The sequence below is a fragment of the Methylorubrum thiocyanatum genome (assembly GCA_014138645.1).
Taxonomy (GTDB): domain Bacteria; phylum Pseudomonadota; class Alphaproteobacteria; order Rhizobiales; family Beijerinckiaceae; genus Methylobacterium; species Methylobacterium thiocyanatum.
In genome coordinates, this window is the sequence record JACJIB010000002.1 from 234929 (window position 1) to 254505 (window position 19577).

The 19577-nt window shown below is 71.1% G+C and carries 21 protein-coding genes; 18 read left to right on the top strand and 3 right to left on the bottom strand.

All coding sequences use genetic code 11. The features are described from left to right. Positions 1-235 precede the first annotated feature (235 nt). The 5 genes from HNR51_RS04845 to HNR51_RS04865 all read left to right on the top strand — a co-directional run bounded on the left by HNR51_RS04845 (position 236) and on the right by HNR51_RS04865 (position 3257). Positions 236-1060, top strand: coding sequence for an outer membrane protein (locus HNR51_RS04845; protein WP_182554152.1), 825 nt, complete (start codon positions 236-238; stop codon positions 1058-1060). 148 nt (positions 1061-1208) lie between these two features. Next, positions 1209-1712, top strand: coding sequence for a pantetheine-phosphate adenylyltransferase (gene coaD / locus HNR51_RS04850; RefSeq protein WP_141954192.1), 504 nt, complete (start codon positions 1209-1211; stop codon positions 1710-1712). A gap of 25 nt (positions 1713-1737) precedes the next feature. Next, the gene (locus HNR51_RS04855; RefSeq protein WP_012456780.1) at positions 1738-2289 is read left to right on the top strand and encodes a peptidylprolyl isomerase; all 552 of its coding nucleotides are present in this window, start codon (positions 1738-1740) and stop codon (positions 2287-2289) included. 26 nt (positions 2290-2315) lie between these two features. Next, on the top strand, positions 2316-2792 hold the full coding sequence (locus tag HNR51_RS04860) for a UCP034077 family protein (protein ID WP_182554153.1): 477 nt from the start codon (positions 2316-2318) through the stop codon (positions 2790-2792). Positions 2793-2795: 3 nt separating this feature from the next. After that, positions 2796-3257: a peptidylprolyl isomerase gene (locus HNR51_RS04865; RefSeq protein WP_012456782.1), complete on the top strand. Its 462-nt coding sequence runs from the start codon at positions 2796-2798 to the stop codon at positions 3255-3257. A 126-nt stretch (positions 3258-3383) separates the two neighbouring features. Here the strand turns inward: HNR51_RS04865 and HNR51_RS04870 are convergent, their stop codons facing one another. After that, the gene (locus HNR51_RS04870; protein ID WP_012456783.1) at positions 3384-3788 is read right to left on the bottom strand and encodes a response regulator; all 405 of its coding nucleotides are present in this window, start codon (positions 3786-3788) and stop codon (positions 3384-3386) included. Between the two features lie 393 nt (positions 3789-4181). On the opposite strand from HNR51_RS04870, the gene HNR51_RS04875 reads away from it, so the two are divergent. From HNR51_RS04875 to HNR51_RS04885, 3 genes are all read left to right on the top strand, one after another. Next, the gene (locus tag HNR51_RS04875) at positions 4182-4964 is read left to right on the top strand and encodes an ImuA family protein (protein ID WP_012456784.1); all 783 of its coding nucleotides are present in this window, start codon (positions 4182-4184) and stop codon (positions 4962-4964) included. Then, positions 4879-6393: a DUF6504 family protein gene (locus HNR51_RS04880; RefSeq protein ID WP_182554154.1), complete on the top strand. Its 1515-nt coding sequence runs from the start codon at positions 4879-4881 to the stop codon at positions 6391-6393. Before HNR51_RS04875 ends, HNR51_RS04880 begins: the two co-directional genes overlap by 86 nt. Before the next feature lie 121 nt (positions 6394-6514). Beyond that, positions 6515-9724 carry an error-prone DNA polymerase gene (locus HNR51_RS04885; RefSeq protein WP_182554155.1) on the top strand — a complete coding sequence of 1070 codons (3210 nt, stop codon included), beginning with the start codon at positions 6515-6517 and terminating at the stop codon, positions 9722-9724. Between the two features lie 48 nt (positions 9725-9772). On the opposite strand, the gene HNR51_RS04890 is transcribed toward HNR51_RS04885, so the two are convergent. Continuing rightward, the gene (locus HNR51_RS04890; RefSeq protein WP_012456787.1) at positions 9773-10681 is read right to left on the bottom strand and encodes a LysR family transcriptional regulator; all 909 of its coding nucleotides are present in this window, start codon (positions 10679-10681) and stop codon (positions 9773-9775) included. Between the two features lie 107 nt (positions 10682-10788). On the opposite strand from HNR51_RS04890, the gene HNR51_RS04895 reads away from it, so the two are divergent. From HNR51_RS04895 to HNR51_RS04940, 10 genes are all read left to right on the top strand, one after another. After that, complete coding sequence (locus HNR51_RS04895; protein WP_012456788.1) at positions 10789-11232, top strand: PACE efflux transporter; 444 nt, start codon at positions 10789-10791, stop codon at positions 11230-11232. 239 nt (positions 11233-11471) lie between these two features. Next, complete coding sequence (locus tag HNR51_RS04900) at positions 11472-11942, top strand: Na+/H+ antiporter subunit E (protein ID WP_182554156.1); 471 nt, start codon at positions 11472-11474, stop codon at positions 11940-11942. Beyond that, positions 11939-12193, top strand: a complete 255-nt coding sequence (locus HNR51_RS04905) for a monovalent cation/H+ antiporter complex subunit F (RefSeq protein ID WP_182554157.1) — start codon at positions 11939-11941, stop codon at positions 12191-12193. Before HNR51_RS04900 ends, HNR51_RS04905 begins: the two co-directional genes overlap by 4 nt. After that, positions 12190-12474: a monovalent cation/H(+) antiporter subunit G gene (locus HNR51_RS04910; RefSeq protein ID WP_012456791.1), complete on the top strand. Its 285-nt coding sequence runs from the start codon at positions 12190-12192 to the stop codon at positions 12472-12474. The genes HNR51_RS04905 and HNR51_RS04910 overlap by 4 nt, the downstream gene beginning before the upstream one ends. Further along, positions 12471-12797: a hydrogenase subunit MbhD domain-containing protein gene (locus tag HNR51_RS04915; RefSeq protein WP_182554158.1), complete on the top strand. Its 327-nt coding sequence runs from the start codon at positions 12471-12473 to the stop codon at positions 12795-12797. The genes HNR51_RS04910 and HNR51_RS04915 overlap by 4 nt, the downstream gene beginning before the upstream one ends. Before the next feature lie 10 nt (positions 12798-12807). After that, a complete protein-coding gene (locus HNR51_RS04920; protein WP_182554159.1) occupies positions 12808-13611 on the top strand; it encodes an MnhB domain-containing protein in 804 nt (267 codons plus the stop codon). Beyond that, positions 13608-13970, top strand: a complete 363-nt coding sequence (locus tag HNR51_RS04925) for a sodium:proton antiporter (RefSeq protein ID WP_012456794.1) — start codon at positions 13608-13610, stop codon at positions 13968-13970. The genes HNR51_RS04920 and HNR51_RS04925 overlap by 4 nt, the downstream gene beginning before the upstream one ends. After that, complete coding sequence (locus HNR51_RS04930) at positions 13967-15721, top strand: complex I subunit 5 family protein (RefSeq protein WP_182554160.1); 1755 nt, start codon at positions 13967-13969, stop codon at positions 15719-15721. The genes HNR51_RS04925 and HNR51_RS04930 overlap by 4 nt, the downstream gene beginning before the upstream one ends. Before the next feature lie 127 nt (positions 15722-15848). After that, positions 15849-16874, top strand: a complete 1026-nt coding sequence (locus tag HNR51_RS04935; protein ID WP_182554161.1) for a patatin-like phospholipase family protein — start codon at positions 15849-15851, stop codon at positions 16872-16874. Between the two features lie 730 nt (positions 16875-17604). Then, entirely contained in the window at positions 17605-18057 is a 453-nt protein-coding gene (locus HNR51_RS04940) for a hypothetical protein (protein ID WP_239681458.1), read from the top strand. A gap of 172 nt (positions 18058-18229) precedes the next feature. Here HNR51_RS04940 and HNR51_RS04945 read toward each other — a convergent pair whose 3' ends face one another. Beyond that, positions 18230-19558, bottom strand: a complete 1329-nt coding sequence (locus tag HNR51_RS04945) for an MATE family efflux transporter (protein ID WP_182554163.1) — start codon at positions 19556-19558, stop codon at positions 18230-18232. Between the last annotated feature and the right edge of the window lie 19 nt (positions 19559-19577).

Below are 19577 nucleotides of genomic sequence, written 5' to 3' on the forward strand. Positions count from 1 at the left end.
GACGTGGATTCCGGGTTCGCCTGCGGCGCCCCGGAATGACGGTGGTGGGAGGCTGAGCCGAACTCATCCGCAGAAGTCGTATTCATCAAAATTTTCGTGATCAGGGATGAATTCACGGAGTAAAGCGTATTACTTGCCTTTCTCATCTAAGTATAAGTGTTGCTGTAATATCATAGAAGCCGCGCCTGCCCCTTGATAGGAACGCACAAGCTTCCTCTAATCTTCGGTGCGAGTCGTGCGCAATTCCCTGATCCTCATCGGCCTCACGGGCGCCCTGCTGTCGAGCACTGCGCTGGCCGCCGACCTGCCGCGCCGGGCCGAGCCGCCGGTCTTCACGCCGATCCCCGTCTTCGCCTGGACCGGCGCCTATCTCGGTATCAATGCCGGCTACGCCTACACCGAGAGCGACACCCTGCGCACCGTGGGTATCGGCGCGCTCCAGGCCAACGTGACCAACGACCTGCGCCGGGCGGCGGTCGGCCTGCCGCAGGACGGCTTCACCGTCGGCGGCCAGGGCGGCTACAACTTCCAGCTCACGCCCGGCACCGGCTTCGTCTTCGGCCTCGAGGTCGATGCGCAGTACATGGACCTGCAGCGCAGCCGCACCGAGACGATCTTCCGTCCGGCCTTCAACCCGAACGTGCTCACCAACGTCTACGCCGCCGATCTCGACTTCCTCGGCACCGTCCGCGGCCGCATCGGCTACGCCTTCGACCGCGTCCTGGTCTACGGCACCGGCGGCTTCGCCTACGGCACCGTCTCGCAGGGCGTCACCTTCCAGACCGGCGCGCCGGTCACCTATGCCGGCGCCCGCTCCGGCGTCGAGACCGGCTATGCCTATGGCGGCGGCATCGAGTACGCGCTGCCGACCGATTCCTTCCTGAACGTGTTCCGCTCCGAGGCCGTCACGCTGAAGGGCGAGTACCTGCGCTACGATCTCGGCAGCCGCACCCTGCTCGTCGGGACCACCGGCGGCCCCGGTGTCGGCTACAACGTCACCTTCCGGACCGAGGGCGCCATCGCCCGTGCCGGCCTGAACTTCAAGTTCGGTTCGTTCTGAGACGGGCAGCCGGTGGGGCACTCCGTCCCGCCGATCCCCGGACCTTCGGCAGGCTTGATCGAAACGGGCGCCCTTCGCGGCGCCCGTTTCCATTGGTGCGGGCCGTCGGCGGTTCCGTTTGCGGGAAAAATGCTCTAGGCCCGTTGCCGTGACGATCCGCACCGCCCTCTATGCCGGCTCCTTCGATCCGGTCACCAACGGCCACCTCGACGTGGTGCGGCAGGCCTGCCGCCTCGTGCCGCGGCTGGTTCTGGCCATCGGCGTGCATCCGGGCAAGGCGCCGCTGTTCTCGGCCGAGGAGCGCGCCGCCCTGCTGGGCGAGACCTGCGGGCCGCTCGCCGCGGCCGAGGGCGCGAGCCTGGAGGTCGTCACCTTCGACGACCTCGCCGTCTCGGCCGCCCGGCGCTGCGGCGCCAGCCTGTTCATCCGCGGCCTGCGCGACGGCACCGATCTCGATTACGAGATGCAACTCGCCGGCATGAACGGCGCGATGGCCCCCGAGGTCCAGACCGTGTTCCTGCCCGCCTCCACCGGGGTGCGGCCGATCACCGCCACCCTGGTGCGCCAGATCGCGGCCATGGGCGGGGACGTCTCGCCCTTCGTGCCCCCTGTCGTCGCCCGGCGGCTCGCCGCCCGCTTCGCCACGTCCTGATTCCCACAACGGAGCTTCCGCCCGCATGAACCGTCGCCACGCCGTCCTCGGCCTCGCCCTCGGGACCGTCCTCTCGGCCAGCCTGTTCGCCGCTCCGGCGCGGGCGGGGGAGAACACCGTCACCCTCGAGACGAAGGACGGGCGGGTCACCATCGAGCTGCGCCCGGAGATCGCGCCCAAGCACGTCAAGCAGCTCAAGACGCTGATCTCTCAAGGCTTCTACAACGGCCTGAAGTTCCACCGCGTCATCGATGGCTTCATGGTTCAGACAGGCGATCCCAAGGGCAACGGCACCGGCGGCTCCAGCCTGCCCAATATCCCCGCCGAGTTCTCCTCCGCCCCGTTCAAGCGCGGCACCGTCGGCATGGCCCGCTCGGGCGATCCGAACTCGGCCAATTCCCAGTTCTTCATCTGCCTCGGCGACGCGGAGTTCCTGAACAACAACTACACCGTCGTCGGCGTCGTCACCTCCGGCATGGACGTGGTCGACAAGATCAAGAAGGGCTCCAAGGCCAATAACGGCTCGGTCCAGGATCCCGACAAGATCGTGAAGATGACGCTCGGAGGCGGCCAATAGCGGCCGCACGGGCCTCGCGCCGGGGGATGAGCCTCCTCGTCGGCTTCCCCGCGATCGGCCTTGCGTTGCTCGCATCGGGTGGGGCGGATGCGTTCGGGGGCATTGAACCCTGGCGCACCCTGCCCCAGACCTTACGAGGCACGCAGCATGTCCCGCTGCGGGCGGGCGAGACGGGGCAGGCCCCGGCCGACACCCTGAAGGCGCTCTATCCGGCGCTGGCCGCCTGCTGGCGGGTGCCCGAGGGCTTGGAAAGATTCGAGCGTGCGGAGATCACGGCGCGCCTCTCGCTGCGCCGGGACGGATCGGTGATCGGCACGCCGCAGGTCACCTTCGCCAAGACGCCGGGCGACGCGAAGACCCGGGACATCCTGATACGGGCGACGCTCGACGCGATCGCCCGCTGCACGCCGGTCCGGCTCACCCCGGGCCTCGGCGGAGCCATCGCGGGGCGCCCCCTGGCGCTGCGCTTCATCTACGACGGACCCAGAGGACAAGGAATTTAAGCCATGGCAGAGACGAACGAGACCATCGTCCTGGAGACCACCAAGGGCCGCGTCGTCATCGCGCTGCGCCCCGATCTCGCCCCCAACCACGTCGAGCGGATCAAGACGCTGGCGAGCCAGGGCTTCTACGACGGCGTGCCGTTCCACCGCGTCATCGACGGCTTCATGGCCCAGACCGGCGACCCGACCGGCACCGGCTCCGGCGGCTCGGAGCTGCCCGACCTCAACGCCGAGTTCAACGCCGAGCCGCACGTGCGCGGCACCTGCTCGATGGCGCGCACCAACTTCCCGCACTCGGCGAATTCGCAGTTCTTCATCTGCTTTTCCGACGCCCGCTTCCTCGACCGCCAGTACACGGTGTGGGGCAAGGTGATCGAGGGCATGGAAGTGGTCGACACGATCAAGCGCGGCGAGCCCGTGCGCGATCCGGACCGGATCGTGAAGGCGACCGTCGCTGCGGCGTGACAGAAGCAGGCCCCTCCCCCTTGTGGGGAGGGGAAGGGGTGGGGGTGCTGCCGGACGGGGCTCTGCGCCGTCTCCTGCACCACTCCCGCCTCCGGCTCCTCCCCAAAAGGAGAGGAGGGACGCCGTTCAACCCTCCGGCGGCTCCCTGAGGCCCGCGGCCTCCTCCAGCCATGTCAGGATCTCCGGCGCCCGCCAGGGCTTGGGCATGAAGGTCGCGGTGACGCGCAGGTCGCTCGGCTGGTCGCCCGCATCGCCAGAGGTCAGCAGCAGGCGGATGCGCGGCCAGGTCACGCCGATGATCCGCGCCAGTTCGAAGCCGCCGATCGTGCCCGGCGTGCGCACGTCGGAGAACACCACGTCGATCCCGTCGCCCCGCTGGCGCAGGATGTCGAGAGCGCGCTCGGCCGTCTCGGCCTCGATCACCTCGAAGCCCTTCTCTTCCAGCAACTCGGCCGCAAGATAGCGCTCGTCGGGCTCGTCCTCGACGACGAGGATGACGGGCCGGCGGTCTGTGGGTCGTGCGTCACTCATGACCGGTCACTCATGACCCTGGCTTATCTTGAGAGTGCGGGGATAACGCAGATTGCGCATCCCGCGCGACATCCTCCGGCAAAGTCCCCGGCAGACATTACGATAGAACGGCAGGGGCAAACGTCTGTCGTTCAAGGGCAACAGCTGGCGGATTTGTTGCTCTCGAGTCGAGGCGGTATGCAGTTTCGGATGAGATAAGCCGTCGCACCCGCATGGCGTGCAGGGCCCAAGGCCGCCCGCCCGAGTCGATTTCGGGGTCAAGGGTAGAGCCGGAATAAAATCCGTATTTTCAACAGGGATGGCAACAACAGATCGGTTGACGAGTTACGGCTCAGGTGTGTTCACTCTTTGTTCTAAGAGCCGCCCCAGAAGCCAGCCCGTGAACCCGCGCCCATGCCCCCTCCCCGCTCCTCCGCCGCGCCGACCCTGGCCGAGCTTCGCCGGCTGACGGAATCCGCCGGGGGGGCTGCCGGCGCTGCCGGACCCGACGCTGCTCCCACCCTGCCCTTCGGGGTCGCGGGGCTCGATGCGGCCCTGCCCGGGGGCGGACTGGCGCTCGGGGCGCTGCACCAGATCCATGAGGGCGGTCCGCGCGGGCGCTACGCCGCCACCGCCGTGCTGTTCGCCGGCGGCATCCTCGCTCGGCTCGACGGGCCGGTGCTGTGGTGCCTGCACAGCCGCGACCTGTTCGCCCCGGCGCTGGCCCGCGTCGGCCTCCATCCCGACCGGGTGGTCTATTGCGAGACGTGGCGCGATGCCGAGGTGCTGCCGGCGATGGAGGAGGGCCTGCGCCATCGCGGGCTGGCCGGCGTCGTCGGCGAACTCACCCGCATGGCGCTCACCCCCTCGCGCCGGCTCCAGCTCGCGGCGGAGGGCTCGGGCGTCACCGCCCTCGTCGTGCACCGCCTCTGCGCCGGCGAGGCGGCCGAGCCGGAGCCCTCCGCCGCGCGAACCCGCTGGCGGGTGGCGCCCGCCCCGCCTGAAGGCATCGACCGTCGCATGGATCGTCGTCTGGGCCGGCCGCGCTGGCGGCTCGAATTGCAGCGCTGCCGCGGCGGTGCGCCGGGGGGCTGGATCGTGGAGGCCTGCGATGCGCAGGGTCGTCTCGCTATACCTGCCGTCCTGGCCGACCGACCGGCTGCGCCGGAGCGGGTCCTGCGCCGCGCCGTCCGATGAACCGCTTGCCACCGTGGCGCAGGACGGCGCCCGCCGTGGGCTGGCGGGCGTGGACGCGGCCGCGCGCCGCCTCGGCCTGTCTCCGGGCATGAGCGCGGCCCATGCCCAGGCGCTGGTGCCCGGCCTGCATCTCGTGCCCGCCGATCCCGAGGCGGAGGCCCAGGCGCTGGCGCGGCTCGGCCTGTGGTGCCAGCGCTACGCGCCGATCGTCGCCCTCGATCCGCCCGATGGGCTCGTGATCGACATCACCGGCGCCGCCCATCTCCACGGCGGCGAAGCGCCCCTGCTCGCCGATCTCGCCGCCCGCCTGGAACGGTCGGGCATCACGGCGCGGCTGGCACTCGCCGATACGCCGGGCTGCGCCTGGGGGCTGGCCCGCTTCGGCGCGGGCGGAATCGTGCCGCCGGGCGGGGCCGCGGACGCGCTCGCGGCGCTGCCGGTGGCGGGTCTGCGGCTCGGCTCCGAGGCGGTGCGGGCGCTGCAGGATGTCGGCCTCACCCGCATCGGCCAACTCGCGGACAAGCCGCGGGCGGCCCTGCGGCTGCGCTTCGGCCCCGAGATCCTGTTCCGGCTCGACCGGGCGCTCGGTCGCGAGCCGGAGCCGCTGACGGCTCTTGCGGCTCCCGAGACCCCGCGTGTCGCCCTGCGCTTCGCCGAGCCGGTCGGTGCCCGCGAGAGCCTGGAGGGCGTCGTGGCCGACCTCTGCGCCCGGCTGGTGCCGGAACTGGAGCGCCGCGGCCTCGGTGCGCGCCGCCTCGACCTCGTCTTCGCCCGGGTGGACCGCCTCGATCAGGCGATCCGGATCGGCACGGCGCGGCCGAGCCGGGATGCGCGCCACCTCGCACGGCTGCTCGCCGAGCGCCTGCCCCTGGTCGATCCCGGTTTCGGCATCGAGGAGGCGGTTCTGGCAGCCTCCCGCGTCGAGCCTCTGGCCGAGCGGCAGATCAGCCACGGCGCGACGCATCTCGTCGCCGGGCCGCAGGCGCCGGACCTCGCCGCCCTGGTCGATACCCTGCTGGTGCGCCTCGGCGCGGCCCGGGTCTACCGACTCGCGCCCGTGGAGAGCGACCTGCCCGAGCGGGCGGTGCGCCGCGTGCCGGCGCTCGCCGCTCCCCTCGGTGCGGTCTGGCCCGCCGACCTGCCGCGTCCGGCCCGCCTCCTGGCTCCCCCCGAGCCGGTGATGGCGATGGCCGAGATTCCCGACGCGCCGCCGCTCTTCTTCGTCTGGCGCAACACCCGCCACCAGATCGCCCGGGCCGACGGGCCGGAGCGCGTCCTCGGCGAGTGGTGGGTGGCGGATGCGGAAGCCGACCTCGCCCGCGACTATTACCGGGTCGAGACGGAAGCCGGCGAGCGCTTCTGGCTTTTTCGCGATGCACCGATGGCGGCGAACGGGCGCTGGTGGCTGCACGGGCTCGGCGAAGCGTGACACCGACCAGCAATGATCCCTTGCAGGTCGCCCCTGCGACTGCGGGGCGGCGCTGGCAAGCTTGCACAGCCTGCCTAGACTTGGCTGCGTCCGACCGTGGTCGGAAGCACGGCAACTCAGCATGAGCACGCCGGAGCTTCAGGTCACGACGCACTTCTCCTTCCTGCGCGGCGCCTCGAGCCCGGAGGAGCTGTTCTCCGCCGCCAGCCTGCTCGGCATCCCGGCGCTCGGGATCACCGATCACGGCTCGCTTGCCGGGATGGTGCGGGCGCATCAGGCGGCCAAGGTGACGGGCGTGCGCCTCGTCGTCGGCTGCCGGCTCGACCTCGACGATTTCCTGCCCCTGCTCGTCTATCCGACCGACCGGGCCGCCTATGGCCGCCTCTGCCGCCTTCTCAGCCTCGGCAAAGCCCGCGGCGGCAAGGGCCGCTGCCGTCTGACATGGGCCGACCTCGAAGCGTGGCAGGAGGGGCTTTTCGCCATCCTTCTGCCCGAGGGGCGGGAGGCCGCGCTCCCAAGCGACCTCGCGAGCCACCTCGTCCAACTCAGAAAAACATTCGGGGCCCGCGCCTCCTGCGCGCTGACCCGCCGCTTCCGCCCCGACGATGCGGACCGGCTCGACGCTCTGGCCGCCGCCGCCCGCGCCGCACGGGTGGCGACCGTCGCCACCGGCGACATCCTCTACCACGTCGCAGGGCGCCGCCGGCTGCAGGACGTGGTGACCTGCATCCGGCTCGGGCTCACCATCGACCGGGCAGGCTTTGCCAAGGAGCGCCACGCCGACCGCTTCCTCAAACCCCCGGACGAGACCGCGCGCCTGTTCGCCCGCTTCCCCGAGGCGCTGGCGCGGGCGGGCGAGATCGCCGCCTGCACCTTCTCGCTGGACGATCTCGCCTACACCTACCCGACGGAGGCTCGCGAGGACGGGCTCTCGCCGCAGGAGCGCCTGGAGGCTCTCACCTGGGCCGGGGCGGAGCGGCGCTATCCGGCCGGCGTGCCGGAGGCGGTGACGCGCCAGTTGCGCCACGAACTCGACCTGATCGGGCGGCTGGCCTACGCCCCCTACTTCCTCACGGTCGAATCGATCGTGGCCTTTGCCGATCGCAAAAAGATCCTGTGCCAGGGGCGCGGCTCGGCGGCCAATTCCGCGGTCTGCTTCTGTTTACGGATCACCTCGATCGATCCGATCCGGCAGAACCTGCTGTTCGAGCGCTTCGTCTCGGAGGCGCGCCGCGAGCCGCCCGACATCGACGTCGATTTCGAGCACGAGCGCCGCGAGGAGGTGATCCAGTGGATCTTCGAGACCTACGGCCGCCACCGCTCCGCGCTCACCGCCATCGTCAGCCGCTTCCGCTCGCGGGGCGCCTTGCGCGAGGTCGGCAAGGTGATGGGCCTGCCCGAGGACGTGACCGGCGCCCTCAACCGCCTGACTTGGAGCTGGAGCAGCGAGGGCGTCGGCGAGCGCGAATTGCGCGAACTCAACCTCAACCCCGACGACCGGCGCCTGCGCCTGACGCTCGAGATCGCCCGCGAGCTGATCGGCACGCCGCGCCACCTGTCGCAGCATCCCGGCGGCTTCGTGCTGACGCTGGACCGGCTCGACGAGCTGGTGCCGGTCGAGCCGGCGGCGATGGCCCACCGCCAAGTCATCGAGTGGGACAAGGACGACATCGACGCCCTCAAGTTCATGAAGGTCGACGTGCTCGGCCTCGGCATGCTCGGCTGCCTGCGCCGCGCCTTCGATCTGTTGGCCGAGGTCAAGAACGAGCCCTACGACCTCGCCTCGATCCCGCAGGAGGACGGGCCCACCTACGCGATGATCCGGCGCGCCGACACGCTGGGCGTGTTCCAGATCGAGAGCCGCGCGCAGATGGCGATGCTGCCGCGGATGAAGCCCAGGACCTTCTACGACCTCGTGATCGAGGTGGCGATCGTGCGCCCCGGCCCGATCCAGGGCGACATGGTCCATCCCTACATCCGCCGTCGGGAAAAGCGTGAGGAGGTGACCTACCCGACGCCCGAGCTGAAGGCGGTGCTGGAGAAGACGCTGGGCGTGCCGCTGTTTCAGGAGCAGGCGATGCAGGTGGCGATGGTCGGCGCCGGCTTCTCGGCGACGGAGGCCGACGAGTTGCGCCGCTCCATGGCGACCTTCAAGTTCACCGGCGGCGTCCACCGCTTCCAGACGCGGCTGGTCGAGGGCATGATCGCCAACGGCTACGCCCGGGATTTCGCCGAGCGCACCTTCAAGCAACTCGAAGGCTTCGGCTCCTACGGCTTCCCCGAGAGCCACGCCGCCTCCTTCGCGCTACTCGCCTACGCCTCCTCCTGGATGAAGTGCCACCATCCGGACGTCTTCTGCGCCGCGCTCCTCAACGCGCAGCCGATGGGCTTCTACGCCCCCGCGCAGATCGTGCGCGACGCCCGCGCCCACGGCGTCGTGATCCGCCCGCTCGACGTGAATTTTTCGGAATGGGACTGCACCCTGGAATCCCTCGGCGAGGGCCGAAAGCTGTTCGCGGTGCGCCTGGGGCTGCGGCTGGCCAGCGGCCTGCCCGAGCGCGACGGCCGGCATCTGGCGAAGATGCGTGGTGGGCGGCCCTTCGCCTCCCTGCCCGAACTGGCAGACCGGGCCGGCCTCCCCGCCACGGCGCTCACCTGCCTCGTGCGGGCCGATGCCTTCCGCTCCCTCGGCCTGAACCGGCGCGAGGCCGCCTGGGCGGCCAAGGCCCTGCGGCCCGATCCCCTCCCCCTCTTCGCCGCCCTGTCCGAACCGGCGCAGGCGGCCGAACCCGCCGTATCGCTGCCGGCGATGAGCGCGGGCGGCGAGGTCGTCGCCGATTACTGCGCCAAGGGCCTCAGCTTGCGGGCCCATCCCCTCGCCTTCCTGCGCGGAACGCTGGGCAGGCTCGGCGCGCGGCCCTGTGCGGCGCTCGACCGGGCGGGCAACGGCGCGTCGATCGTCGTGGCCGGCATCGTGCTGATGCGCCAGCGGCCGGGCTCGGCCAAGGGCACGATGTTCATGACCCTGGAGGACGAGACCGGGATCGCCAACCTGATCGTCCGCCCCGAGCTATTCGACCGGCAGCGCCGGGTCGTGCTCGGCGCCCGGCTGATGGCCTGCCGCGGACGGGTGCAGCGGGTCGGCGAGGTGGTCCACCTCGTGGCCGCGGAACTCTTCGACCGCTCCGGCCTGCTGCGGCGGATCGGCCAGGATATCGGCGAGGAACCCGACCTCGTCCTGCGCACCGGTCGCGGTGACGAGACCGGCCAGAGCGTGCGCCCCGACCCGCGCGGGGATGCGCTGCCGGTGCGGGCGCGGAATTTTTGCTAGTCCCCGTTCCGTCTCGGACCCGATCGTCCTCCCGCCGAGCCCCGTCCCTCACCCCATCCGGTCGCCGCCCGACAAGGTGCCGACCTTTTCCGCCGCGAAGCGCTCGCGCAGCCACGAAGCGGCGGGGCCGCAGGGGCGCTGCTTGTGCCAGACCAATTCCAGGGCGATCGGCCAGTCGCCCTTGTCGAACTGCAGGTCCGGCGTGACGAGGTCCGGGGCGGTCAGCGAGTGGGCGATGACGTGGTCGGTGACGAAGGCCCAGCCGATCCCGTGCTTCACCATCTCCAGGATCACCCAGTGGCTCTCCACCCACCACACCTCCGCGGCCACCCGCAGGCGGCGCTTCTCCTCGCCGTCGCTGCGCGCCGCCACGAGGATCTGGCGGTGACGCTTCAACTCCTCCCACTCCACCCGCGCCTTGGCGAGCGGGTGGTCGCGTCCGCAGACGAGCTTGAGCGGCACCCAGCCGATGGTCTGGAAGCCGAGTTCCGTGGGCAGGGTCTCCTGGCGCCACATCACGCCCAGATCGGCGGCTCCCGACTGCACCATGCGGCTGACATCCTCCATCAGCGGGAAGAGCAGCTCCAGTTCCACGAAGGGGAAGCATCGGGCGAAATCGGCGAAGAGGGCACCGAGTGCGTGCTCGGGGTAGAGTTCGTCGATGGCGACGACCAGCCGGTTCTCCACCCGCTGCTCCAGGCTGCGCGCCACGCCGATCAGGTGCTCCCGCCGTTCGAGCACCACGCGCGCCTCCAGCAGCAGCCGCTCCCCCGCCGGCGTCAGCACCGGATTGCGCCCCGCCCGGCTGAACAGCTCCAGGCCGAGATCCGCTTCGAGGTTCGCCACCTGCGTGCTGACGGCCGACTGCGCCTTGCGCAGGGCACGGGCGGCACCGGAGAACGAGCCGGCCTCGGCCGCCGCGACGAAGGCCTGGAGTTGGTCGAGCGAGACGGCCATCCATCTGGTTCCCAGATAGCTTCTAACTTGCTGGCCGGGGCATCGCAGATAGAAGGCGCGGGAACAACACGGCGTTCAAAGCACGTCCATTTTTCCAGAGCACGTCCATGCGCACCACACGCGACCGTATCCGCCACGCCCTCCTGTTCGAGATCATCGGCCTCGGGCTCATCATCCCGCTCGGGATCGTGCTGTTCGGGCTGCATGCCTCCGACATGGGGGTGATCGGCATCGGCAGCGCCGTGACCGCGACGGTGTGGAACTACGTCTACAATCTCGGCTTCGATCGAACGATGCAGCGGTGGGCCGGGCACACGCGCAAGAGCCTGCTGCTGCGGGTGGCGCACAGCGTGCTGTTCGAGGCGGGGCTGCTCGTGATCCTGCTGCCGGCGATCGCCTGGTACCTCGGCATCAGCCTCGCTCAGGCCTTCGTCATGGATCTCGCCATCGCGGCCTTCTACTTGGCCTACGCCTTCGTCTTCAATCTGGCCTACGACCGGGCCTTCCCCTTGCCGGGCTGGGGCGAGGTCGCGGCGGCGCCCGTCCGCTGAGCCTGTCCGAAATCCGCGCTTACATCCGGGCTTTCGGTGGCCGCATCCGCGCCGGAAGCTGCTGCCACCTACGGCGGTCCCTCCGCTTTCTCCCGGCCATCGCGTTCCGGACCGAGCATCGCCTCCCGTGATGCAGCCGGGAGGCGGCCCTCAAGGGCTCTCCGCCCGCCGCGACGGCGCATCGGCCGACAGAACAGGATGGCGTCCCCCTGGGTTAGCTCCGCGAAAGGGAGGCCGCCATGATCCTGCGCACAGGCGCGCTCTGGCTCGGACTGTTCGCGCTCTATCTGGGGCTGGCGGGGCAGGCCGGGCTGCACGAGGCGGTGACGGGTGCCGTCGTCGCCGCTCTGGCGACGGCCTGGGCTTGCCGCGTCCGCAGGCATGCGCAGCGGCGCTTCGCCTGGCCCGCCGGCGCCCTGCGCCACGGGGGACGGACGTTCGCCGGCCTCGTCCCGGCAACGGCGCGGACCGGGCGGGTGCTGCTGCGGGCGGCCCTCACCGGTTTCCATCCGGGCCACGCCCTGCGCCGCCCGTTCCGGCGCGGGCCCGCGGACGACCCCGCCGAGGCGGGGCGCCGGGCCTGCGCGGTGCTCCTCGCCTCCCTCAGCCCCGACAGCTTCGTGCTGCGGGCCGATCCCGGCCGCGACGAGGCGCTGGTCCACGCCCTCGGCGCGTCCGGTCCTGCCTCCGATCCGCGGTGGCTGGCATGACCGGGCTCTGGCTCGCCGCCACGCTCGCGCTGCTGCCGTCCTTCGCCCTGGCCGTGCTCGCCTGCGGGCGCGGGGCGCTCGCGTTCCGCCTCGTTGCCGTTCAACTCGCCACCGCGCTCGCGACCCTGCTCCTCGTCGCCCTGAGCTTCGCCCTCGATCAGCCCGCGGTGATCGACCTCGCGCTGACGCTCGCGGTGCTGACGCTGCCGGGCACCCTGCTCTTCGCGCTGTTCCAGGAGCGCTGGCTGTGAGCGTGGCGGTGGCGCTCTGCCTCGCCCTCGCGGTCCTCTGCGCCTGGACCGCGGCGCTCGCCTTCTGGCGTCTTCCGACGCCGCTGGAGCGGCTGCACGCCGTCACCTTCGCCACCCTCGCCGGGGGCGCCGCCGTGCTGCTCGCCGCCGGGCTCACCGACGGGCTTACGCCGCGCACCCTGAAATGCGCCGCGATCTGGCTCGTGACGGTGCCGGTCGGCGCCCTTCTCAGCCATGTGACGGGCCACGCCCTGCATATCCGCGACGGGGAGCGGCGATGAGCGGGCTCGTCGCCGGGCTCCTACTGCTCGCTGCCCTCTCCGGTCTCCTCGTGGTGCTGGCCCGCGATCCGCGGCGGCAGGTTTTCGCGATGGCCGGCAACGGGCTCGTGCTCGGCCTCCTGTTCCTCGCGCTCCAGGCGCCGGACGTGGCGCTCTCGGAGATCGCCGTCGGCACCGCGGTCACGCCGCTGCTGTTCCTGGCCGCGCTCGCGGCCATCGCCATGGACCGCGCCAAGGGGCGCACCGAGGGGCGCGCCAAAGGGCGCACCGCGGATCCGGCCAAAGATCAGGCCGAGGACCGCGCCGTGGACCACGCCAAGTGATGAAGCCGCGATGACGCCCCGCTGGCGCCTGCTCCTCCTCGCCCTTGCCCTGGCCGCGCTGCTTCCGGCGGTCCTGCGGGTCGCGCTCGCCATGCCCGAATTCGGCGCGCCGACGGCGGTGCTGGGGCAGAGTGTCAACGCCCTGGTGCCGGAGCTGCGCCACGTCGCCAACATGGTCGCGGCGGTGAACTTCGATCTGCGCGGCTTCGATACCCTGGGCGAGGAATGCATGCTGCTCTGCGCCGTCACCGGGGCGACGGTGCTGCTGCGCGGGGCGCGGGGGGAGCGCGGCGATGTGCGCGCCGGCCATCTCCCCGGCCGGCCGGTGATCCCGCGGGCCGACGCCACGGTGCTCGTCTGCCGGGTGGCCGCGACCCTGACCCTGCTGTTCGGGATCTCCGTGGCGCTCCACGGGATGACGACGCCCGGCGGCGGCTTCCAGGGCGGGGTGATCGCGGCCTCGGGCCTGCTGCTGCTCTATCTCGGCGAGGGCTATGCCGGCTGGCGTACCCTGGTCCCCTCTCCGGTGCTCGCCGCCATGGAGGGCAGCGGCGCCGTGCTGTTCGTGCTCTGCGCCGGGCTGCCGCTGATCGCCGGCCATCCCGCCCTGACGAACGGGCTGCCCCTGGGCGAATGGAAGGATCTCTATTCCGGCGGCCTGATGATCGCGGTGAACGCCGCGGTCGCGCTCTCGGTCACCGGCAGCTTCGGCCTGCTGCTGGTGGAGTTCCTGGAGGAGACCCGCGAGCCCGCCGATGCGCCGGCCTCCAACGAGGCGGACCACGAGGACGGGACCATGAGGGCGCGGACATGACCCTCCTGCCCTGGCTCGTCGCGGCCTGGCTGTTCGCCGTCGGCCTCTACGGTCTCGTCACCTCACGCCACTACGTGCATCTCGTCGGCTGCCTCACCGTGTGCCAGTCGGCGACCTACGTGCTGCTCCTCGGGATCGGCTACGTTCACGAGGCTGGGCCGCCGGTCTTCTACGACCACCCGCCCGGCACGCCCGCGGTCGATCCCGTGGTGCAGGCGCTGGTGCTCACCGACATCGTCGTCGGCGCCGCCGTCACGGCCCTGCTGCTCGCCATCGCGATCCAGGTGCAGCGCCGCCGCGGTACCCTCGACCCGCAGGCCTTGCGTCCCTTGCGTCCGCCGCCCTCCGCCGCCGAATGAGCCTCGCCGAAACCCTCCTGCCCGTTGCGGTGCTGCTGCCGCTCGGCGTCGCGACGTTGCTGCTGGCGCTGGCCCACTGGCTGCCGCCGCGGCTGCCGAAGCTCGTGGCGATCCTCGTGGCGCTCGCCGTCTGCGCTTTCTGCGTGCTGCTGGCCCGCGCGAGCCTCGACGGGCCGGTGCGGCACTGGTTCGGCGGCTGGACGCCCGACGCTGCGGGGCGGCCCGGCGTGGTCCTCGGCATCGGCTTCCAGGCCGATCCGGCGAGCGCGGCGCTCGCCGCCTTCTGCGGCCTGCTGTTCGCCGCCGCCTTCGTCTTCGCCTGGGGCTATTTCGACACCGAGCACGCGCATTTCCACGTGCTGATGCTGCTCTTCCTCGCGGCGATGACCGGCTTCTGCCTGACCCGCGACCTGTTCAACCTGTTCGTCTGGTTCGAGCTGATGAGCGTGGCGGCCTTCGCGCTCACCGCCTACCCGCTCGGCCGCAGTGCGCTCGAAGGCGCCTTCAACTTCACGATCACCAACGCGCTGGCGAGCTTCCTGCTGCTCGCCGGCACCGGCCTGCTCTATGCCCGCACCGGCACCTTCGACTTCGCGACCATGGGCGCGGCCCTGGCCCGGACCGGTGCCGACCCGGTGCTCATCGCGGGCTTCGTGCTGGTGGCCGCCGCGCTCCTGACCAAGGCGGCGATCCTGCCCTTCCATCTCTGGCTCGCCGACGCCCACGCGGTGGCGCCGAGCCCGGTCTCGGTGATCTTCTCCGGTGCGATGGTCAGCCTCGCCCTGTTCGGCCTCGCCAAGCTCGTCGCCCAGGTCTTTCCCGGGAATGCCGAGGTGATGGGCCTCGTCCACGGCCTGCTGCACGGGCTCGGGCTCGCCACCGCCCTTGTGGCCGGCCTGACGGCCTTCGCGCAGCGTCACCTCAAGCGGCTGCTCGCCTTCTCCACCATCGCGCATATGGGCATCATGCTGACGGCCCTGGCCGACGGGAGCGGCACCGCGACCGCGGGGCTCCTGCTCTACATCCTCGGCCACGGCCTGACGAAGGGCGCCCTGTTCATGGCCGCCGGCATCCTGCTCGCCCTGCGGCGCTCGGCGGACGAGATCGTGCTCTACGGCCGGGGCCGGGGTCTGTGGGCGCCGGCGCTGGCCACGGGTCTGGGCGGACTCCTGCTCGGCGGCCTGCCGCTCGGGCTGATGCACGGGGCGACCGGCCTCATGGATCTGTCCGCGGGCGTCCTGGACCGGGTGGTCGTGGCGCTGGCCTCCGCGCTCACCGGCGCCGCGGTCCTGCGCGCCGCCGCCCGCATCTTCCTGCGCGCCAGCGGCGTGCCGGGGCCGGAACTTCTGGCGCCGACCGAGCGCGAGCACGAGAAGCCCGACCGCCCGCTCTGGCTGATGGCGCTTCCGGCGCTCACGCTCGTCGCCCTCGCCCTGGTTCCGCCTGCGGCTGTGAGGCCCTTCCTCGGTGCGGCGGCGGCGCGCCTGCGCGATCCGTCGCTCCCGCCCCTCGCCCTGCCCGAGGCCGGTTCGCTCGATCTCGCCCCGCTGCTGCTGACGGCGGTCCTGTTCGCCTTCGCGCTCCTGCGTCGCCGGGCCGTGCGGCCCCTGAGCCGGGCGGTGACGCGCAGCGAGCGGACGGGCTTCCGCGCGCTCCAGGCGCTGCATAGCGGCTTGGTCGGCGACTACGTGGCGTGGATGGCGGTGGGGCTGGCGCTGTTCGCCCTCGCCGCCGCGGTCTCAGCGGGGTGAGAGCCAGGAGCCGCCCCCGTCACCGCCTTTCTTCTCCATGCATCGCAAACCGCGTCCGCCGGGTTCCCGAACACGGGACCGGCCGCGCGCATGGTCCCCGCCGGACAAGCAAAGGCCTTCTCGACGCATGGAATCGACGTCACCCACCCGCGACCTCGCCCTCGTCTTCGGCGGCGGCAACGCGCTCGGCGCCTATCATGCCGGGGCCTTCGAGGTTCTTCAGGCCCGCGGCCTCCGGCCGGATCGGCTGGTGGGCGCCTCCATGGGGGCGGTCACCGGCGCGATCATCGCCGGCAACGCGCCGGAGGACCGGATCGAGCGGCTCCACCGCTTCTGGAACGAGGCGACCCTGCAGACCGGCCTTCCCGGAACACATCTGCTGAAGCCGCGCCAGTACTACAACGCCCTGCACTCGCTCCTGACCCTGGCCTGGGGGCGGCCGAGCATCTTCACGCACCGCTATCCCGGCCTGTGGTCGGCGCTGCCCTGGGTGCCCAACGACGTCGCCCTGTTCGATCATCGGCCCCTGCTCGCGACGCTGGAACGGCTGGTCGATTTCGAGCGCCTGAACCGGGCCGAGATCCGGCTCACAATCGCCTGCATCGACGTGGCGACCGGTGAGGAGGTGTTCTTCGACAACACCCGCCAGACGATCCGGCCCGAGCACATCCTGGCGAGCGCCGCCCTGCTCCCGGCCTTCCCGCCGGTCGAGGTGGACGGGCGGCTGTTGTGCGATGCCGGCTACACCAACAACCTGCCCCTCGATCCGCTGTTCGATCCCGAGCCGACCCGCGACCTGCTCTGCATCGCCCTCGACCTGTTCTGCCTGCGTGCCGACCGGCCGCGTTCCCTCGATGCCGTGCTGGAGCGGGCCAACGATCTCATCTTCGCCAGCGCCGCCCGGCGCGCGGTCACCGGGCTCGCGCGCACCTACGCCCTGCGCGAGCGGCTCGATCCGGACGGACCCGTCGCGACGCTGCTGCACCTCGTCTACCGGGCCGGTGCCGACCAGCTCGCCTCGAAGAGCTTCGACTTCTCGCCCTCGTCGATCCGCGACCGATGGCAGGCGGGCGCAAGCGACATGGAGCGGGGACTCGACCAGCTGGCCGCGCTGCCGCCCGCGCCGGGGCGCTTCCATTACGCGTGCACGTGACGCGGCAGGCGGCCGCTACGGGTCCCCGATGAGGCCGCGGCTCACGGCCGGCTTCGGATCGAGTCGAGAGCGGAAACAGCGGCACTCGGGCGAGAGCATTGCTTGGGCGAAAGGCCAGGGGCCGCTGCCTAGCCCGGCGGGTCTCTCACGCAGGCAAGCGGGCCGAGCGTCGCCCCCGGTTCGGTGCCCCTCGGCTTCGCACGGATTACGCCGGTCCGAACGGGCGCAGCCACCGGCCGGGTGCCGTCCAACCCGCGGCTGGTCGCAGCTGATGGCCGCGTACGAGTCCCGACCCGCTGACAGAAACGATCCGGAACGGCGATCGCCGCGCGGGGATGGAGGGCGGTCTCGACCGCGTATCCAGGCGACAGGCTGCGCATCCCGCGACCGCGCCTTCGTCGATATTGCCGCGAAGCCGAGTTCGTCGTGTCGAAACCGGGAAGCGGTCGCGAAGATCCGGATAACGTATCTTATTATATGGTAGAAAATGACTATCCTGCTTGTGATATTTTTACAACATTTAGTCGAAAGGGAAACTCGGCAATTTCATCGTTAAAAAATTGTCTTGCCTCCACTAATTATTTCGCCCGATTGTCATTTTGCGGATCATTCCTCGCCCGCGTGTATCCGCCGTGCATCCATGTCTCGCTGGAAGCTTCTAAAAATGGATATCGTCAAGAAGATGCGCTGGGAGCGTCCACTCGATCTTGATCGATCCGAGTCTCAAAACATGCCGCTTGTGTCTCACGAAGCTCCGAAATCGCCCGATAGCCTGACGAGTATTCTACGGCTCGTTCAATCGGACACCGAGGCAAGCGCGGCCCCGGCGGCGGCATCCCCCTCCTCCTCTCAGGATTGGGCGAACCTGATCGAGCGCGTGCGCGCCGCCGCGCATCGGACCCGCGAGGTCGAGGCGCAGGCCCAGGAGCAGGAGCAGCGGGTGCACGAGTTGCTGGAGCGCGTCCGCGACGACATCAAGCTGGCCAGCGAGCGAGTCCGTGCGGCCGAAGCGAGGGCGTCCAACGTGCAGGCGCAGGCCGAGCAGCGCATCCGGGCGGCGGAAGAGCGGGCCGAGGCCGCGGAGGAGCGGGCGCGCATCGCCGAGGACTGGCTGAAGCAGGTGCACGAGGCCATCGTCAGCGAGTTCTCGACCCTCACCGAGGTGCCGTCGAAGGCGGCGTGACGCCGTCGCCCGCGCGATCGATCGCGCGGGTGCCTCTTGCCGGATCGATCGCGGGCTCGACGCGCGGATCATCGGCGGAGCGCTGCGTCTGTCCTGCCCATCGATCGGGGTTTCGAAAGGACGAGTCCTTTCGTGGCTCCAGGGCAGAGCCCTGGTTGAAGGGATCCCGGATTTACGCCGCCTGGAGCCCGCCGAGTGTATCCGACGGGCGCGCCTTGAGGACGCGCCGCAGCAGACCGGCAAGGACGAGGCACACGAGCACCTCCGCCGCGATCGCGACGCCGAGCAGGCCCTCGATGCCGAACCAGCGCACCGCCGGGTAGACGAAAGCGAGGTTGATGGCCGCCGCCGCCGCCGTGGCGGCGAAGACCGCGCCGGTCCGCTCCAAGGCGCGGAAGGCGCAGATCTGCGCGAAGGACACCAGCGAGACCGGGAACAGCAGCGAGTACCACGCCACCACCCAGGCATAGGCGGCCATGCCGGGTCCGAACGCCGCCGCGAGCAGGCTCTTGCCGGTGAGCGCCAGCAGCGCCGTGAAGCCCAGGCCCCCGGCAAAGCCGATGGCGGCGGTGACGCCGATGACCGGCAGGAGGCCATCGAGGCCGCGCTGCGCCAGCGCCCGGCCGGCGATGGGCGGGACGATGTTCTCCAGGGCGTCGCGGATCAGGTTGAGCACGCCGAGGATGCTCTGCGCCGCGCGCAGCACGCCGATCAGCGTCACGCCGAGGAGCGCGCCCGCGATCAGCAGGCCGCCATAGCCGCTGAGCCACTGCATCAGCCCGGTCAGAACCAGCCAGCGGCCGGACTGCCATTGCCGCCGGCTCGCCGCGCCGAACGCGCCCGCCCGCCACGCCAGCGCTCCTCGGAAGGGGATGGCGCAGAGGCAGGACAGGGCGGCCGAGGCGGCGATGACCTCCAGGGCGTGGGCCGGCGTGAGCATCGCGCTGCGGCTGAGCAGGATCAGCGCCGCGAGCTTGACCCCTTGATTGAGCGCATCGATCCCCAGCACCACCGGTGGCCGGCCGCGGGCGAAGAGATAGCGTCGGCAGAAGTCCTGGGCGAGATGGGCGGCGCAGGCGGTGCCCGCGGCGAGCGCGAGCGTCCGGTCGCCGAAGGCCAGGGCGAGGCCGATCGCGACGGCGCTGCCGGCGAGCGCCAGGAAGGCGGCCTCATGGACGAGGACGATGGCGTAGTAGGCGTGCCGCGCCTCGCCCGGCAGCCCCGGTCCGATGCTGATCATCGGGCAGACGACGAGGCCGAGTTGCAGGCTGACCGTGAGCAGCACCGCGATCCAGGCGGTCGAGAACAGGCCGAACGCCTCCAGCCCGAGGGCATGGGCCAGCACGATGGTGGTGGCGAAGTTGCACGCACTCACCAGCGCCTGATCGGCGACGGAGAGCGCCGGACCTGCGGCGCCGCGCCCACCTCCCGCGAAGATCCCACGGCAGGCGCCGGCCAAGGCAGGGGCCAAGGCACGGAGGTCGCGCGGATAGGCGGGCATGCGGAGTCCGGATGAGGGG

Excerpts from the sequence above, each read along its gene's own strand:
- HNR51_RS04855 (WP_012456780.1), top strand. The coding sequence starts at position 1,738 with ATGAACCGTCGCCACGCCGTCCTCGGCCTCGCCCTCGGGACCGTCCTC.
- HNR51_RS04875 (WP_012456784.1), top strand. The coding sequence starts at position 4,182 with ATGCCCCCTCCCCGCTCCTCCGCCGCGCCGACCCTGGCCGAGCTTCGC.
- HNR51_RS04915 (WP_182554158.1), top strand. The coding sequence starts at position 12,471 with ATGAGCGGGCTCGTCGCCGGGCTCCTACTGCTCGCTGCCCTCTCCGGT.
- HNR51_RS04935 (WP_182554161.1), top strand. The coding sequence starts at position 15,849 with ATGGAATCGACGTCACCCACCCGCGACCTCGCCCTCGTCTTCGGCGGC.
- HNR51_RS04865 (WP_012456782.1), top strand. The coding sequence starts at position 2,796 with ATGGCAGAGACGAACGAGACCATCGTCCTGGAGACCACCAAGGGCCGC.
- HNR51_RS04885 (WP_182554155.1), top strand. The coding sequence starts at position 6,515 with ATGAGCACGCCGGAGCTTCAGGTCACGACGCACTTCTCCTTCCTGCGC.
- HNR51_RS04945 (WP_182554163.1), bottom strand. The coding sequence starts at position 19,558 with ATGCCCGCCTATCCGCGCGACCTCCGTGCCTTGGCCCCTGCCTTGGCC.
- HNR51_RS04905 (WP_182554157.1), top strand. The coding sequence starts at position 11,939 with ATGACCGGGCTCTGGCTCGCCGCCACGCTCGCGCTGCTGCCGTCCTTC.
- HNR51_RS04870 (WP_012456783.1), bottom strand. The coding sequence starts at position 3,788 with ATGAGTGACGCACGACCCACAGACCGCCGGCCCGTCATCCTCGTCGTC.
- HNR51_RS04895 (WP_012456788.1), top strand. The coding sequence starts at position 10,789 with ATGCGCACCACACGCGACCGTATCCGCCACGCCCTCCTGTTCGAGATC.
- HNR51_RS04940 (WP_239681458.1), top strand. The coding sequence starts at position 17,605 with ATGCCGCTTGTGTCTCACGAAGCTCCGAAATCGCCCGATAGCCTGACG.
- HNR51_RS04925 (WP_012456794.1), top strand. The coding sequence starts at position 13,608 with ATGACCCTCCTGCCCTGGCTCGTCGCGGCCTGGCTGTTCGCCGTCGGC.
- HNR51_RS04880 (WP_182554154.1), top strand. The coding sequence starts at position 4,879 with ATGCGCAGGGTCGTCTCGCTATACCTGCCGTCCTGGCCGACCGACCGG.
- HNR51_RS04920 (WP_182554159.1), top strand. The coding sequence starts at position 12,808 with ATGACGCCCCGCTGGCGCCTGCTCCTCCTCGCCCTTGCCCTGGCCGCG.
- HNR51_RS04890 (WP_012456787.1), bottom strand. The coding sequence starts at position 10,681 with ATGGCCGTCTCGCTCGACCAACTCCAGGCCTTCGTCGCGGCGGCCGAG.
- HNR51_RS04860 (WP_182554153.1), top strand. The coding sequence starts at position 2,316 with ATGAGCCTCCTCGTCGGCTTCCCCGCGATCGGCCTTGCGTTGCTCGCA.
- HNR51_RS04930 (WP_182554160.1), top strand. The coding sequence starts at position 13,967 with ATGAGCCTCGCCGAAACCCTCCTGCCCGTTGCGGTGCTGCTGCCGCTC.
- HNR51_RS04900 (WP_182554156.1), top strand. The coding sequence starts at position 11,472 with ATGATCCTGCGCACAGGCGCGCTCTGGCTCGGACTGTTCGCGCTCTAT.